The sequence below is a fragment of the uncultured Phascolarctobacterium sp. genome (assembly GCF_905212365.1).
Classification (GTDB): domain Bacteria; phylum Bacillota; class Negativicutes; order Acidaminococcales; family Acidaminococcaceae; genus Phascolarctobacterium_A.
Map to the genome: position 1 here is coordinate 1 of NZ_CAJMEH010000050.1, position 16,051 is coordinate 16,051.

Annotated in this window: 13 protein-coding genes and 1 pseudogene; 3 read left to right on the forward strand and 11 right to left on the reverse strand. The window is 44.9% G+C overall.

Annotation, left to right across the window (positions count from 1 at the left end; all coding sequences use genetic code 11):
• Positions 1-98: 98 nt before the first annotated feature.
• From QZ105_RS07990 to QZ105_RS08000, 3 genes are read right to left on the reverse strand one after another with little or no spacing between them, the layout of a single operon-like run.
• Positions 99-2,051, reverse strand: coding sequence for a TRAP transporter permease (locus QZ105_RS07990; RefSeq protein WP_293729356.1), 1,953 nt, complete (start codon positions 2,049-2,051; stop codon positions 99-101).
• 29 nt (positions 2,052-2,080) lie between these two features.
• A complete protein-coding gene (locus QZ105_RS07995) occupies positions 2,081-2,620 on the reverse strand; it encodes a DUF1850 domain-containing protein (RefSeq protein ID WP_366936021.1) in 540 nt (179 codons plus the stop codon).
• A gap of 9 nt (positions 2,621-2,629) precedes the next feature.
• On the reverse strand, positions 2,630-3,598 hold the full coding sequence (locus QZ105_RS08000) for a TAXI family TRAP transporter solute-binding subunit (protein ID WP_293729360.1): 969 nt from the start codon (positions 3,596-3,598) through the stop codon (positions 2,630-2,632).
• Between the two features lie 370 nt (positions 3,599-3,968).
• On the opposite strand from QZ105_RS08000, the gene QZ105_RS08005 reads away from it, so the two are divergent.
• Entirely contained in the window at positions 3,969-4,328 is a 360-nt protein-coding gene (locus QZ105_RS08005) for a hypothetical protein (RefSeq protein ID WP_293729362.1), read from the forward strand.
• A gap of 86 nt (positions 4,329-4,414) precedes the next feature.
• Here the strand turns inward: QZ105_RS08005 and QZ105_RS08010 are convergent, their stop codons facing one another.
• The 6 genes from QZ105_RS08010 to QZ105_RS08035 form a co-directional block, all read right to left on the reverse strand.
• A complete protein-coding gene (locus QZ105_RS08010) occupies positions 4,415-5,242 on the reverse strand; it encodes an Asp23/Gls24 family envelope stress response protein (RefSeq protein ID WP_293729364.1) in 828 nt (275 codons plus the stop codon).
• Positions 5,233-6,048, reverse strand: a complete 816-nt coding sequence (locus QZ105_RS08015; protein ID WP_293729378.1) for a PHP domain-containing protein — start codon at positions 6,046-6,048, stop codon at positions 5,233-5,235. Before QZ105_RS08015 ends, QZ105_RS08010 begins: the two co-directional genes overlap by 10 nt.
• Positions 6,048-7,532, reverse strand: a complete 1,485-nt coding sequence (locus tag QZ105_RS08020; RefSeq protein WP_293729366.1) for a leucyl aminopeptidase — start codon at positions 7,530-7,532, stop codon at positions 6,048-6,050. The genes QZ105_RS08015 and QZ105_RS08020 overlap by 1 nt, the downstream gene beginning before the upstream one ends.
• Positions 7,533-7,560: 28 nt before the next feature.
• Positions 7,561-8,853 (reverse strand): SH3 domain-containing protein, encoded by a 1,293-nt coding sequence (locus QZ105_RS08025; RefSeq protein ID WP_293729368.1) that lies wholly within the window; start codon positions 8,851-8,853, stop codon positions 7,561-7,563.
• 434 nt (positions 8,854-9,287) lie between these two features.
• Complete coding sequence (locus tag QZ105_RS08030) at positions 9,288-10,538, reverse strand: nucleotide sugar dehydrogenase (RefSeq protein WP_366936022.1); 1,251 nt, start codon at positions 10,536-10,538, stop codon at positions 9,288-9,290.
• Position 10,539: 1 nt separating this feature from the next.
• Positions 10,540-11,595: an SDR family NAD(P)-dependent oxidoreductase gene (locus tag QZ105_RS08035; RefSeq protein ID WP_293729370.1), complete on the reverse strand. Its 1,056-nt coding sequence runs from the start codon at positions 11,593-11,595 to the stop codon at positions 10,540-10,542.
• Between the two features lie 222 nt (positions 11,596-11,817).
• Between QZ105_RS08035 and QZ105_RS08040 the strand changes: the two genes are divergently transcribed.
• Positions 11,818-13,137, forward strand: a complete 1,320-nt coding sequence (locus QZ105_RS08040; RefSeq protein WP_293729372.1) for an ATP-binding protein — start codon at positions 11,818-11,820, stop codon at positions 13,135-13,137.
• A 28-nt stretch (positions 13,138-13,165) separates the two neighbouring features.
• Positions 13,166-13,261: pseudogene (locus QZ105_RS10600) on the forward strand (addiction module antidote protein, HigA family); the annotation flags it as partial.
• Between the two features lie 382 nt (positions 13,262-13,643).
• Here the strand turns inward: QZ105_RS10600 and QZ105_RS08045 are convergent.
• Both QZ105_RS08045 and QZ105_RS08050 read right to left on the reverse strand, forming a co-directional pair.
• Positions 13,644-14,891, reverse strand: coding sequence for a hypothetical protein (locus tag QZ105_RS08045; protein WP_293729374.1), 1,248 nt, complete (start codon positions 14,889-14,891; stop codon positions 13,644-13,646).
• A gap of 357 nt (positions 14,892-15,248) precedes the next feature.
• Positions 15,249-16,051, reverse strand: an 803-nt coding sequence (locus QZ105_RS08050; protein ID WP_293729376.1) for a hypothetical protein, incomplete at its 5' end; no start/stop codon positions are given.

Sequence of the window (16,051 nt, forward strand, 5' to 3'; positions counted from 1 at the left end):
AAATTAACCCATGCTTCCCTTGAAAGAGAGAAACATGGGTTTTTCTACAGTCTGACTCCCCCAGCAATCGCCGGGGGAGTTCTGCTATGCAAAGCATTTTAGAAATCTTCGTCTTGTGTAATAGCGCCTTTACGTTTATTAGTTTTTTGCCACAAATAAGCTACAACGATGCACGCGATACCAATACCATCGGTAATCGTACCGGGGATAATCATGCAGATGCCGCCTACCAGGAACAGTAAACGCTGCGGCAGGCTCAGCACATTCTGGCAGAAACCAATCATCGCCATGGAAGCGCCCCACATACCAATAATAGCGGTGCAGGCGCTCAAGGTAATGGTCAACGGCGTAGCGTCAATCATCAAAAGCTCCGGGGCCAGTACGAAAATGTACGGCACGATAAAGGCGGCTATAGCCAGCTTAGCGGCTATAACGCCGGTACGCATAGGATTAGCGCCGGCAATACCAGCGCCTGCGTAAGCGGCCAGAGCGACAGGCGGCGTTACGTCGGCCACAATGCCGAAGTAGAACGCGAACATATGAGCTGCCAGTACCGGTACATTCATCTGCACCAAAGCCGGAGCCGCAATAGTGGAAGTAATTACATAGTTAGCGGTGGTCGGCACGCCCATGCCCAAAATCAGCGAAGTAATCATGGTAAAGAACATAGCCGGCAGCAGCTGTCCGCCTGCTAAATCCAGCAGCGCGGTAGCAACCTTCAAGCCAACGCCGGTCTTGGTAACAACGCCGATAATAATACCGGCGGTAGCGCAGGCAATAAGTACGCCTAAAACGCCTTTGGAGCCGTCAATTAAGCCCTGCACTATTTGACCGAAGCTGATGCGGGTGGATTTACGCAGACAAGCGCAGATAATGCTCAAGGCGATGGCCGCCAAAGCAGCGCGCATAGGAGTATAGCCGCTTACCAGCAAGTAAATAATAACAATCAAAGGAATAGCCAAATGACCTTTTTCCAGGAACAGGTCTTTAAACTTAGGCAGCTCTTCACGAGGAGTACCCTTCAAGCCAAATTTTTTCGCTTCGTAATGTACGCCCAGCCATACGCCGATGTAATACAACATAGCCGGAATAACGGCGGCCTTAACAACGTCAAAATACGGTACGCCGACAAATTCTGCCATCAGGAAGGCAGCCGCGCCCATAACAGGGGGCATCAGCTGACCGCCGGTAGAAGCGGCGGCTTCAACAGCGCCAGCAAAAGCGGGACGGTAGCCCAATTTTTTCATCATCGGAATGGTGAACGCGCCAGTACCGGCAACGTTGCCTACGGAAGAACCGGATACGGTACCCATTAAACCGGAGGACAGAACGGCAACCTTTGCCGGGCCGCCTGCCGCCCAACCGGCAATAGCGTTAGCCAAATCAATGAAGAATTTGCCCAGACCGGTAGCCTCCAAATAGGAGCCGAACAGAATGAATAGGTAAATAAAGGTCGAAGATACGCCCATCGGCGTGCCAAAAATACCCTCTGTAGTGAAATACAGGTGGTCAAACATTTCCTGGAAGCCCACGCCGCGATGCGCCATAATACCCGGAACATAAGGGCCTAAGAAAGCGTACAGCAGGAAAACGAAAGCTACGATAATCATAGGCCAGCCTACGACGCGGCGCGCCGCTTCAAAAACCATAATCGTACCGATTAAGCCGATGATAAAATCAGTTTCCGTATTCATACCTGCGCGCAGCACCAATTCGTTATAATTGACAACAATGTAGATAGCAGAAAAAGCGCTGATTACGGCGAAAACCACGTCCACAGGATGCATGGAACGCTTGGACCAAGACTGCCGCGCCGGATACAACAGGAAAATCAGCAAAAAGCCGAAAGCTAAATGGACAGCGCGCTGCAGATGCGCGTCCAAAATGCCAAATGTGGCCGTATATAATTGGAAAATAGCGAATAAAATACAAATAGCATTAATGACATAACCCCAGAAGCCTGTCATTTCGCGTTTATTTGATTCTTTATCAAATTTTTGCAGCACCTCTTCTGCAGAAAGCTCTCTGACCTCTTTTTCTTTTGCAGACATCGGTTATCAGCTCCTCTCATTAAATAAACCTAAAAATAATTTTCCAGCAAATACTGGTAGCGATACTGAACTTTTATTGTAACCGCAGTTCCCTGGCCGTACAGCCCAATTAAATCGTAATCGTCCTTTCCGTGCGCCAAATGCTGCATGGCCTGCTCGGAAATACGCAAATTTATCTGCCGGTATGGTCTGTTCATTTCTACAATAAATTTACCGTCAGGCGTACTGGATAATTTACCGTCGGCAGGCGAATAGGGATAGCCCCACCCCAAAGATTCAAAGCGGGTATGCGTCATAGTCATATCGTCAACGGCGTTCACTCTAAAATATTCGTCCCATTCCGTTTTTTCCACAGAATGCGTCAAACGTATATTCCAGGCATCGCCAGGATAAGTACCAAAACAAAATGGTTTCCTTACTCCCTCCGGCACCACAGCTACCACCAGCCGCGTGCCGTACCAAACACAGAATATCGCAAAAGCACTTACTAAAATTAAAAAAAGCGTTATTGGGAAAAAAGACCGGGAGCCGGCAATCGCCGGTTTCCGGTCTTTGAAGTTCGGCATCATCGAAGAATCTTATTTTTCGCTAAAGAATTTCTCTGCGCCCGGGTTAACGGTAATGGACATACCGTCTTTAGCAGTTTCTTTAGTAATAGAAGCGGCTACTGCATGAGCGGTCTTCATGCGGTCCAGATTGGTGTACAGAGCTTTGGTTACGCTGTAAGCGGTGTCAGCATCCATCTTATCGGTAACTGCCAGCATGCATTTTACAGCCACGGCCGGAACATCGGCTTCTTGTTTAGCATAAGTGCCTTTGTTGATAACCAATTTGGTGTAGAACGGATATTTCTTAATCAGAGAGTCGGCTTTGTCTGCTTCAACCGGAACAAGAACTACTTCGTTCTGAGTAGAAATATCCTGAATAGCTGCGGTCGGATGGCCGGCAGTTACGAAAGCAGCGTCAACATTGCCGTCTTTCAAAGCGCTGGCAGCTTCGCCGAAGGACAGATATTGAACTTTAATATCATCGTAAGTAATGCCGTATTCCGCCATAATCTGACGAGCGTTGGCTTCAGTACCGGAGCCAGCTGCGCCTACGGCAATGCGTTTACCCTTAAAATCGGCTACAGTCTGAATACCGGATTTTTTCAGGGTAACGATCTGCACGGTTTCAGGATACAAAGTTGCCAAGCCCTGCAGGCCGGGAACTTTTTTATCCTTGAACATTTCGGTGCCGTTAGCGGCATAATAAGCAATATCGTTTTGAATAAAAGCAATTTCTACTTTACCTTGGTTCAGCAGGTTTACGTTAGCAACGGACGCGCCAGTAGATTGAGCGGATGCGTTAGCGCCCGGAATATTCTTGTTGAGAATATCGGCCAGAGCGCCGCCCAACGGGAAGTAAGTACCGGAAGTACCGCCGGTAGCAATATTAATGAATTTCTGAGCAGCCGGTTTCTTTTCCTCTTTTTTATCGCCGCCGCAGCCTGCGATCATAGTTGCCATTACCATGATACCAAGTAAAAAAGCTAAGATTTTTTTCATTTAAGATTCCCCTCCTTGTCTTTGAATATGCGCTAGGACAGAAGCAACATATCTTTGTTATTCTAATTCGTGGTCTTTTGGCAAAATCCTGCTAGAATTAAGTCAAAAAGCGATTGTATACAAAATACTTTAAGAATAAAAATTCACATTTGCCCGCCTGCTTTCACCTTTTCGGCAAGCATATGCACTAAAAATGTATATTTTTACTTTTGTCAAAGCTTATTACGATAGTTTTTGCCTATTTACGTAATTTATGTTACAATATTAGTGCTATAATTATTGTTTATTGAGCAGCCCTTATGCAAAGCGCATACAACGCCGCCTGCCGAAGGGTCTGAGCCTGAAATTTTTGAAGGAGTGAATTTTATCCATGAGTTCCGGAGCTTATCAATTAAGACTGGTACGCACCCTGTACCAAAATGTTTACGGCTGTATGCTGTACAATGAAAACCAACAGCCCATCGGCCAGCTGGAAATCGTCCCCAATATTCCCCTAGATCGCAGCCAGGTGCCGGAGGACGCTCCCGACGTTCCCGCCTACCTGCTGGTTATCGTCAAGGACGCTGACATCAACAAGGACAACCTCATCGACTTTGAAGAACGCGCTTCTTACGCTCTGCTGAAACGCTTCTCCACCGAAGCCATCAACTTCCAGCACTGCCAGTTCTACTATCCGTCCCCGGCGTTTATTTTTGAACAGCCCGACGCCGTCAGCCAGCCGCTGCAATAAGCAAAAAAAATTGCCTCCCCTGCGGGAGGCTTTTTTATTGCCTGAATTACCTGCAACAATGTGAGCAGAACCGGCGCTGCCACCGTTCATTTATGCTTAATCGCCAAACTGCGGATAGAAACGTCCACATTCTTCACCTGCATAGCCGTCATGTATTCAATTTTTTCTTTAATCTTAGCCTGCATCTGCCGCGTAACGGCAAAAAGCTTCACACCGTAATACAGCACGACCTCTACCCTGATGACGATGCCCTTGCTGCTGTCGCTGCGGCGGCGCACCTTTATGCTTGTCACCCGCTCCACACCCTCCAGCTTGCCGCCAATAATATGGATGATATCCTCGATAGCGTTATCGGCAATCAGCAGCTTACCGTAAAAGCTGAACGCAGGGCGCACGATACTGCGGTCAGCGTCCTTTTCCTGCCGCCGCTGGCTGGAAAAAATATTATAGGGTAAATCGGCAAAATAGCCGGTAAAATGCGGCTTTAATTCTACCGTGGGCACGGGCACGATATGCTTGCCTTCCTGCAGGCGGGAATAACGTGCCTTTTTGATTTCCGCCTTGCTGGCAATCTGGTTGATATACACCGTTTTCACCGGCAGGCCCAAATGCAAACGTCCCACAATTTTCTTAATCATATTGTCCGAGGTGGCGATAATCAGCAGACGGTGGATATTGCTGCTCTCCAAGGCTTCCCGTACCGCGCGGGCATGCTCGTCCTCCGTAAAGATAGCCCTTTTCACGGCCTGTATTCTGTTTTGCTCGTTCTTCGCAGAGGTACCTGCTAAAATCTTCGTGCCCTTAATCAGCAGGCCGTCGTCAATAATAGCGTCGCATTTATTATCGAAGGCCACGCCTATGGCATGATGGCTTTTGCCCGTACCGCTGGGTCCCACAAAAGCTACTACTTCCATTCTATAACACCTTTAACATCATTATATTCCACCTGCCACACGCCTAAACGGGTAGGAAAGCGGTCGGGAATAGCGTGAAAATCACTGCCGCCGCTCACCAGCAGGCCGCGGCTGCGCGCCACCCCCGGCCAAGGCCGGCGCGCCGCCGCATCTGCGCTGGGGTGATAAACCTCCAGCCCGTCAAAGGGTACGCTGCTTAAAAGCCGCTCCGGCAATGTTTGGTCCGCCAGCTCCGAAGGATGCGCCAGCACGGCACTGCCGCCAGCAGCATGAATCAGCGCCACAGCCTCGTCCGGCAGCAGCTTGGGCTGGGGCACATAGGCCGGGCCGCCGCGCCGCAGCAAAGCGTCGAACACCTGCTGCACGGTAGCAAAATAGCCCTTAGTCACCAGCGCCTTAGCCACATGTGGCCGCCCCACCGCCCTGTTGCGCGGGTCGCAGGCCTCCACCTCCACATGATAGCCCAAAGCGTCCAGCTTTGCCAGCATTTCGTACAGCCTGCGCTCGCGGGCATGACGCATCTCGTCCATTTTATTCTGCAAAGCCAGGCAATCGGTACGCACATGGTAGCCTAAAATATGCACAGAATCGTTCTCGTACTGCGTACCCAGCTCCACTCCCGTCAGTACGCGCACCTTGCCGCCTAAACGCGCTGCGGCAGCCTGCGCTTCAGCCACGCCGTTCCAGGAATCGTGGTCAGTAATGGCCAGAACCACGATTCCCTGCGCTGCCGCCTCCTCCACCAGCATGGTTGGCGTATAGCGTCCGTCGGAAAAGGTGCTGTGCGTATGCAAATCCACCAGCATCACAGCATACCCGCCAGCTTAATCAGGGTCAGCGTGCCAAAGCCGCTGCCTCCCTTAACCTTGTGCCCTACAGTCTTTTCCGCGGTAGAAGTGCCGCCTATATCGATGTGAGCCCAGGGAATATCCTTGTCCACAAATTCACCGATGAACAAGCCGCCGGTAATGCAGCCTCCGGCACGTCCGGTGCTGTTCAGCAAATCGGCCACGTCGCTTTTCAACGCTTCCTTGCAGTCCGGCAGGCTGGGCAGCTGCCAATAGCCTTCGCCGGCATACTTACCAGCCAGCTTAATCTGCTCCGCCAAAGCGTCGTCGTTAGCGATAATACCGCTGGTTTCCTTGCCCAAAGCAATAATAACGGCTCCCGTCAGCGACGCTATGTCGATAACACGCTTAGCGCCCAGCTGGCAGGCATACCAAACTGCGTCCGCCAAAACCATGCGCCCCTCGGCGTCAGTGGAAACAACCTCGATTGTCTTGCCGTTGGCGGCGCGCACGATGTCGCCGGGACGTTGAGCGCTGCCGCTGGGCATATTTTCCGCGCAGGCCAGAATGCCAAACACATTGCAGGGAAGCTTCAGGGCGGCAATAGCCTTCATCGCGCCCAAAACTGCGCCTGCGCCGCTCATATCGTCCTTCATTTCGCCCATATTATCGTCAGGCTTAATGGAAATACCGCCGCTGTCAAAGGTGATGCCCTTGCCAACAAAGGCCGTAAAGGGAGCGTCCCCTGCTCCCTGATATTTTATCGCCACCAAATAAGGCGGATGCACGCTGCCCTGTCCTACCGCCAAAATAGCGTTCATGTTCTTGACTGCCAGCATCGTAGCGTCTAAAACCTCTACCTCCAAGGGCAGCTCCTCTGCCAGCTGCAAGGCTTCTTCCGCCAAATTCTGCGGCACCAGTAAATTACCGGGATTATTCACCAAATCGCGGGTATAGCAAACTGCTTCGGCAGAAATATATGCCTTGGACATTAAAGCGTCCGCCTCGTCCACTGCCGATACAATTTGCACAGCGCAAGGAACAGCAGGCTTAGACTCGCTTTTGAAAATATCAAAGGTATACGCGCCCAAATATAAGCCCTCGGCTATGGCCTCCAAATAAGGCCCGCGCTTAGGATTCAGCAGAATCGGCCCAGCCAGCACAGCCTTGCCCGCCTTAGCCTTGTGCAGCGCCCGCGCCGCAGCACCGGCAGCACGCCGGAACACGTCAGGCTTGCACTCCCCGCCTGCGCCGCAGCCTGCCAACAGCACCGTCAGCAAGCCATTTTCTACCGGCAGTACCAAGGTGTGCAGCGCTTCTGCTTCATAAACATCGTCATAAGCTTTTAAATAAGCACGCACAGCCTGCTCCACAGCCGCAGGCAGCTGCAAGCGCCCCAAAGCAGGAATACATTCCTTACATAAAAAGATAACTATACTATCCGCACCATCATAAGCCGCATTGCTCACAGCTGCGGTCCGGCATTGAAATCCATTAAGCATCTTCTAATCTCCTCATTACATATGTAAATTATTTAAATTCCACAGCAGTACGCAAATCCGTCAGGAAGCTGTCGCCCGTACTGCGCTGCAAGCTCAAATCACTGACAACCACCTTCATGACTACATGGCGCTGTCCGCCGCTGAAATAAGAGCCTAACGAATGAATAGCATAGGGCACGCCGTTAATCTGTCCCAAATAAAGCACTACATGCCCATCCATATACAGCGCCGCGCCCGGACGCAGACTGTTGATAGCCGCAGTTTTCTGCTTATCGTCCAGCGTTTCCAGCAGCTTCTTCGTGCCTGCGCCTTCCTCCTGCTCGTCTGCATTGCGCGGCAGGTAAACGCCCACGGTGCGGTACGCATTGAACACCAGTGAAGAACAATCCACACTGTCTTTCAAGCCGCCCCAGCCATAGGGCATATCATAAAACGCAAAGGCGGCGCGCAGAATATTATTAGAGGTATACGGCAAATAGCCCTTATGCACACCGGCAGACCTGGGCAGCAGCAGCCTTTGCTTCTGCAGCAGGCCGGTTTTGCTGCGCACAGGCGCTTCCACCATATAAGTGTCGCTCTGCTCGCTGACCAGCGGCAGCCGTGCGCCCTGCTGGTAAATCACCTGCTCGCCCGAAGTTTTCAGCGAAACATTAGCGGCTGTCACTACCAAGAAATCGTCTGGGTCCGCATATTGCTGCCAGGTCTTTTTATCGGTAAAGGCAATATTAAAGGTGCTTATCCAGCCGCTGTAATTAACGCTCTGCACATAGTAAAAATACTTGTTGGCGCTCTGGTGCAGCACCACAAGCGGTTCGCCCGGGTCAAGGGATGTTTCCTGCAGCACATCAAAATTGCGTTCCGCCGCATAATAGAAAAGCCCCTCGCCCGTCGGCAGGTTGCGCAGCGAACTGCGGCGTACCGTCACCGCATAACGCGGCGTAACAGTCGCCGGAATAGCGCCCACGTTAGTCTGCTTGCGCAAAATATTTTTATAGTTTTCACTGACCTTATTGCCATGCAAATACAGGTCATCCTCCAGCACCAAATAGTCCATAATTCTGGTTTTGAGGGAATCGCCGCTGACTGTCGCCGGATAGTGTAAAAGATCCGGCACGTTGCGGGAAGCAGCGCGAACCTTGGCGTTGAAGAACTGTACGCCCTTCGCATCCAGAAGCAGCTTATCGCCATCCTTATTCTGCGCCGTCCAATAATCGGCCTCTACCAGCTTAGGGTATTGCGTAATACCTGCGGCGTCGCCTGCCAGCGGCATGCTCGCTGCACAGAATATCAGCAGCAGGGTACAAAGTAATTTATAAAGCAAGACACATCCTCCTTCGTGAGAACTGTAATATTATATAATTCTTGTTCACAAGGAAAAATCCTGCCGGAAGGAGAAAATAAAAAAAGGTTTGTGGCAAAGCCTGTCATTAATTATTGAGCAACCAACTATTGCATATTAGTGCAAAACAATAAAATTAAGTTTATAAAAGCGAAAATTTATCTAATCGATTGAACGTATTATCGAGAGTGTGTGAAATCCATTAACAAACAACTGTTGGAGGACAGAGTACACCACACACTTTGGTGGAGTGTTAATTAAAAAGACGAAAATAAAGCAAATACAAAGTATAGTCACTTAAAATTGATGCACACCTAACCGCAAATAAAGATACACGTTAGCATAACATGAATCTTGTCTTTCCATAACAAAACTCCGCCCTCACACGAGCGGAGTTTTGCTTCATATTAACCTCATCAATCCCTCTGGAAAATATCCCTCGTATAAACCTTATCCTTCACATCGTCCAAACAGCTATCATACCTGTTGGCAATAATCGCCTGACTCTGCTTCTTGAACTCTGCCAAATCATTTACCACTACGCTGCCAAAGAAGGTATCGCCGTCCTGCAGCATGGGCTCGTAAATAATTACCTTCGCACCCTTTGCCTTAATGCGCTTCATAACGCCCTGAATCGAGCTTTGACGGAAATTATCGGAATGGCTCTTCATCGTCAAGCGGTAGACGCCTACAACAACATCTTTTTCCTTAGCCGCGCTCCAGTTATCATTAGCCTCATAAGCTCCGGCAATTTCCAACACGCGCTCGGCAATAAAATCCTTACGGGTACGGTTGCTTTCCACAATAGCCTCGATCAGATTTTCCGGTACGTCGCTGTAATTTGCCAGCAGCTGCTTGGTATCCTTCGGCAGGCAGTACCCGCCATAGCCGAAGCTGGGATTATTGTAATGACTGCCAATACGCGGGTCTAAGCAAACCCCGTCGATAATCTGCTGGGTATCCAGCCCCTTCATCTCCGCATAGGTGTCCAGCTCGTTGAAATAGGAAACACGCAAAGCAAGATAAGTATTGGCGAACAGCTTCACAGCCTCAGCCTCCGTAAAGCCCATAATTAAGGTATCGATGTTTTCCTTAATCGCGCCCTCCTGCAGCAAAGCGGCAAAAGTATGCGCCGCTTCCACTAAACGCTCGTCGTTCATATCCGTGCCGACGATAATACGGGACGGATACAGATTATCGTACAAAGCCTTGCTTTCCCGCAAAAATTCCGGGCTGAAAATAATATTCTTACTCCCCATCTTCTCACGAATTGAAGCAGTATAGCCAACAGGAATCGTGGACTTAATGACCATCACAGCGTTGGGATTATACTGCATAACCAGCTTAATCACCGTTTCTACAGCGCTGGTATCAAAGAAATTCTTCTTGCTGTCGTAGTTAGTCGGCGCAGCGATTACTACAAAATCCGCGTCCTCGTAGGCTTCCTTAGCATCCAAAGTCGCTGTCAGGTGCAGCTCTTTTTCCGCCAAATATTTTTCAATATAATCGTCCTGAATGGGCGATTTTTTATTATTGATCAGTTCCACCTTTTCCGGCACAATATCCACGGCAGTTACCTGATGATGCTGGCTGAGCAGCGTCGCAATGGACAAGCCAACGTAACCTGTACCGGCTACGGCTATTTTCAAATCCTTAAAAGCTTTCATTTTACTTTTCTCCTTCTTCTTTCATATAAAATTCTTTATACCACTCAGCGAACTTACGCAGCCCCTCACGCAGGCTGGTGCCGGGCTTAAAGCCAAAATCTCTTTCCAAAGCCGAGGTATCGGCATAGGTCACAGGCACATCCCCCGGCTGCATGGGCACAAGCTCCTTGTGCGCCGCAAAATCATAATCGGCTGGCAGCACGCCTGCATGAATCAGCTCCTGCTGCAGGATATCGACAAAATCCAGCAAGTTTTCCGGGCTGTTATTGCCAATGTTATACACAGCATAGGGCGGCAGCGGCAAGCCGTCCTCGCCTGTTTTCCTAGCAGGCGGCTTAGCCATAACGCGGATTATGCCTTCGACTATATCATCCACATAGGTAAAATCACGCTTGCAATTGCCATAATTAAAAATCTGAATCTTTTCCCCTGCCCGCAGCTTATTGGTAAAGCCAAAGTAAGCCATGTCAGGACGTCCGGCAGGGCCATAAACCGTAAAGAAGCGTAAGCCTGTGGAGGGAATATTGTACAGCTTGGAGTAAGCGTGCGCCAAAAGCTCATTGCTCTTTTTCGTCGCAGCATACAAACTAACAGGATTATCCACCTTATCGTCCGTGCTGTAAGGAACTTTTTTATTAGAACCATAAACAGACGACGAGGAAGCATACACCAAATGCCCCACGCCAGTCGCGCCGTTATCGTAGGAATGACGACAGGCTTCCAATATATTATAGAAGCCAATAATATTGGAATTGATGTAAGCATCAGGATTGGTAATACTGTAGCGTACACCCGCCTGCGCCGCTAAATTGACGACAACACTTGGCTGATAATCGGCAAAAATCTTATCGATAAGCGCTTTATCCGCCAAATCTCCTTTGATAAAAATAAAATTAGTAAAGCCTTGCAAAATGTCCAGGCGGAAATGCTTGAGCCTTACATCATAATAATCGTTGATATTATCGATACCAATGACTTCATAGCCCTGCTCCAGCAGCCTTTTCGACAAGTAAAAGCCGATAAAGCCAGCAGCGCCGGTCACAAGAATTTTTTTCATACATCTCACCTTTCGTTTATATATTTAACCCAAGAATATTGCGGCAATAGAAAGCCTTTGAGTTTAGCAGATATTATATGAGCATAGAACAAAACAGGTACTAATCGATCTCTTAATAAACTGCATAAAAAGCCCGATTTTAAAAGTTTGTGCACTAAAGTGCATAAACTTTATTTTTTTAGAAGTTTATGCTATAATTATTATAGAAAGAAGGTATGCAAAATGATTGACACACATACTCTCAAAAAAAGAGATTTATATTTAAATAAGCTTATAGCGTTTAAGGACACAGAACCTGTAAAAGTTATCACAGGTATTCGCAGATGCGGAAAATCAAGCTTACTCAAATTAACGGCTTACCATCTGAAAGAAAACGGTATCACAGCTGATCAAATTCTTGAGATGAATTTTGAATCTCACGCTTTCAAAAATATTAGCAGCGACGATTTGTATGAATATGTCAGACAGCGCATATCGCCAAATAAAAGAACTTATCTTTTCTTTGATGAGGTTCAGCGTATTCCCAATTGGGAGGATGCCATCAATTCTTTTCGTGTTGATTTTAACTGCGATATCTATGTAACAGGTTCAAACGCCTATATGCTCTCCTCAGAATATGCCACTTATTTATCAGGAAGATGCGTAGAGATAAAAATGCTGCCGCTTTCCTTTTCTGAGTTTTTATCTTTTCATGGCTTTGAAGTAAGAGAGACTAAAAGCGCCTTAGGAGGCATGCGAAAGCAAGCTTTTGATAAAAACGGCGAGCATTATGAAATTAGTGAAGTCTTTGATGCGTACATGCGGTTTGGCGGTATGCCGGGCATTGCCGACGTGGGATTGGAGCAAGAAAAAGCATTAATGCTGCTGGAGGGTATTTACTCAACTGTAATTATGAGAGATATCCTTGAACGTGAACGCCGCAGAGGACAAAAACGAATCTCAGACCCTATTCTCTTGAAAAAAATTGTTATGTTTCTTGCCGATAACATCGGCAGCAATATATCCATATCCTCTATCGGAAACACACTTGTAAACGAAGGATTGCTTGAAGACGGTAAACGCAAAGGAATGCCAAGCGCCCATACCGTCCAAGCCTATGTCAACGCATTACTGGAAGCGTATTTCTTTTATGACATTAAAAGATTTGACATCAAGGGCAAAGAATTTCTGCGAACACTGGGAAAATACTATATCGTTGATATCGGTATCAGGAACTATCTTCTTGGTTTCAGAAACCGTGACACCGGACATGCTTTAGAAAATGTTGTGTACTTTGAACTGCTCCGCCGCGGCTACGATGTATCCATCGGCAAGGTGGATAATGCAGAAGTGGATTTTATAGGAACAAAAGCAGATGAAAAGGTGTATATTCAAGTAACTGAAGCAATGACCAGCGAAGACGTGCGCAAGAGAGAGTTGGCCCCACTACAGAAAATTAACGATAACTATGAAAAGATAGTTCTTTCTATCAATCCAGGTATGAATACGTCCTATGATGGAATAAAATCTATTAATCTTATAAACTGGTTAATTGCAACATAATAGCAAGACTTTTTTTCTATTAAAAATTTCCAGAATTCAAGCTATTTTGCATAATAAACGCAAAATTATTGTAGATACATCTATCAGATTAGGTCATTATTTTGGCATATCTGATAAATACTTTACTAAAGCTTAACTTCTTAAAATCTCTACTTTGGCTACGAAGCAACGTGCTAAACAAAGGAAACTATTGCTCACGGTTCGTGGATTTTGGCAATAAAAAAGCTAAAGCGTTAGTAAAAGCTGCACCAGCATCATTAGACGATTGCTTGATATGACTATCAACAATCCTGATATGCCCAAACAATGTAACTTTTGATACCTAACTTCTTGCACTGCGAAGATCTTTCTTTTTATCCACAAATTCTTCGCCATACTACAAATATATTACTTTAGACATCCCCAAATATAATGAGCAAAATTCTATACTACTTATACATTAATACAATCAATCATCTTACACACAATATATGACAATAAATTTGCATTCTAAATGCTTTATGTAATCAATTTATTTTAAATGCTTTATTGATTATCTGGCGTATTTTTTCGAAGAAGAATACGCTATTAATTATCAATGAAACCAAAACACCGACTACTAAAACTTTAATAGCTAGAAGAATCCATCCATAATAGTTGTTTTCAAATATAATAATATTACGAGAAAATAAAAATATAGCTACAGCAGTAACAATATCTACTAAAACTTGTTTGTAAAATTTTTTCAATGGCCAATTGATAAAATTGTTAGAATTATACCAAGCCATCCACCAAGTCTGGTACAAAAGAGCTACTAACATACCCAAAGAAGCTCCTGTTAATCCAACATACATAACAGCAATAATAGATATTATAATATTTGCTATGGAAGCATAAATATAATTATTCTGAGTTTGTTTATAATGTCCAGCAGCAAGTATCATAATGTTATACGGCAATCTATAACAATGCAAAGAATTTGCTAACACAAGTATTACAGCGAAGTTTGTTTGTATGTAATCTGCATCATTTATACCATTTGTATAAATTCTGACAAATGGGACTATTAAAATAGCTGTAACTGTAAAAATTACAGTTGTACCAGTATGAATTATCCATTCTGTCCAAGTAAACACCTTGTTTAACTCTTCAAAATCTCTTTTAGCCCATAAATTACCAATCAAGGCTTGAATGCCACTAATCATTGACATTATGAGCATTCTAGAACCAGCTACAGGTAAACAATAAACAGAATAAATGGAAACATTTGATAAGGTAGAAAAAATACTAAGTATAATACTTCCAGATCCTGTTAATATTACTGCAGCTACATGTTGTGCAATACCATTCCATTTTTGTTTTATAGGTTCTTGCTCATAACGTATTTTTCTATCAATTGGGTACGTATGAGTTACGTAAATATATACTGCAATTGGTTGCAACAAAAAAACTATGGAAGTTGTAAAATAAACTATTTGAATAGAATTACCATGGTATATAAAAAAATAACACATTAACGTATTCAATATTACAGTTAATGCTTGGGTAAAATAGTAAATATAGCCCTTTTGATCTGACAATAATAGTAGTCTATTAGTTATACCAAAAAAATATTGTGCAAAAGATTTAATCGAAATTGCAACAATAAGCATCATTATAAACAAAAAGCTAAAATCATTTTTAACAAGATATGGATAAAAAAATATCATAAGTATTACATATACTATAAGTATATAGCCCAATCTTCTAAAAAATCTATCTGCTGAAGCAATCACTTTACTAATATCACTATAATTTTTTTTGCTAATGGTTCATATAATGAAGATTGAACTACAGCTCCTATACCTAATTCTAAAAAAGAAATAATTGATAAAAATTGTGTAATAGAATTTATCAATCCATTTATATTCGTCCCATAAGAGCTTAAAATTAGCCTCGGTAATATGAATCCACAAATTATAGAGGATATTTGATAAAAAAGCGGCGAAATGGAGTTATATACTAATAATTTTGTTTGCACCTATGATACCTCATATATTTTTATAAAAATATAATACAGTGGTCAATGCCATGTTTATACTATTGGTTAACACACCTATATAACTTATTCTAAAATATATTTCTTTTATATTCTAAATTATTCTTTTTTGATACCTAATAATTTCTTCGTCCCGTATGATTCCATCCTCAACAATCATTGCTGATTTTAAAACAGTACCAATAGAATCTAAAGCTAATTCTTCTAAATATGGAAGTATTATTTTAGAATTATTGTAAGAAAAGGTTTTATGAAAGATCGAAGGAGTATGGTCGACAACATAATGTAAAATTCCATCAACAAAATAAGTTGGGCTTTCAATAGTAGTTGGTATACTAGTTTCTATACCCCCATTACGATCGCAACTAACATCAATTATCATTGAATCCTTTTTCATTCTACTCAAATCTTTCCGGTACAATACATGATCTTTTCTCTTAACATCCCATAATATACAATTGACAATAACATCAAAATCCCCCACTTCCTCTCGTAATAGAGATTCCATATTTCTATCGTACTGTATAACACTAGCCCCCAGCATATTTAATACTTTTATTGCACCTCTAGCTGTATTCCCCTTACCAATAACTGCTACTTTTAAACCAAATGGTAGCTTTCCATAACATTGAAAGGCATGCATAATTGCCGCTTCGCCAGCTAATTCATTGTTGAACCAAAATACATGCCTACCTTTCTTAAACATTTTTTCCCATGCGTAGGCAGTTAATTCCCTTGAAATTAACTTATCCGTAATATCTCTATTTTGTGTTGCATGTACCCAGCCAAAAATTATTTGTCCTGAATTTAGCATTTCCAAATAATCCGCATCCCCTATTTTCGGATCACAAATAATGTCTTTCAAGAGGACATCTTTATGCGAAGCAATATGGCTAC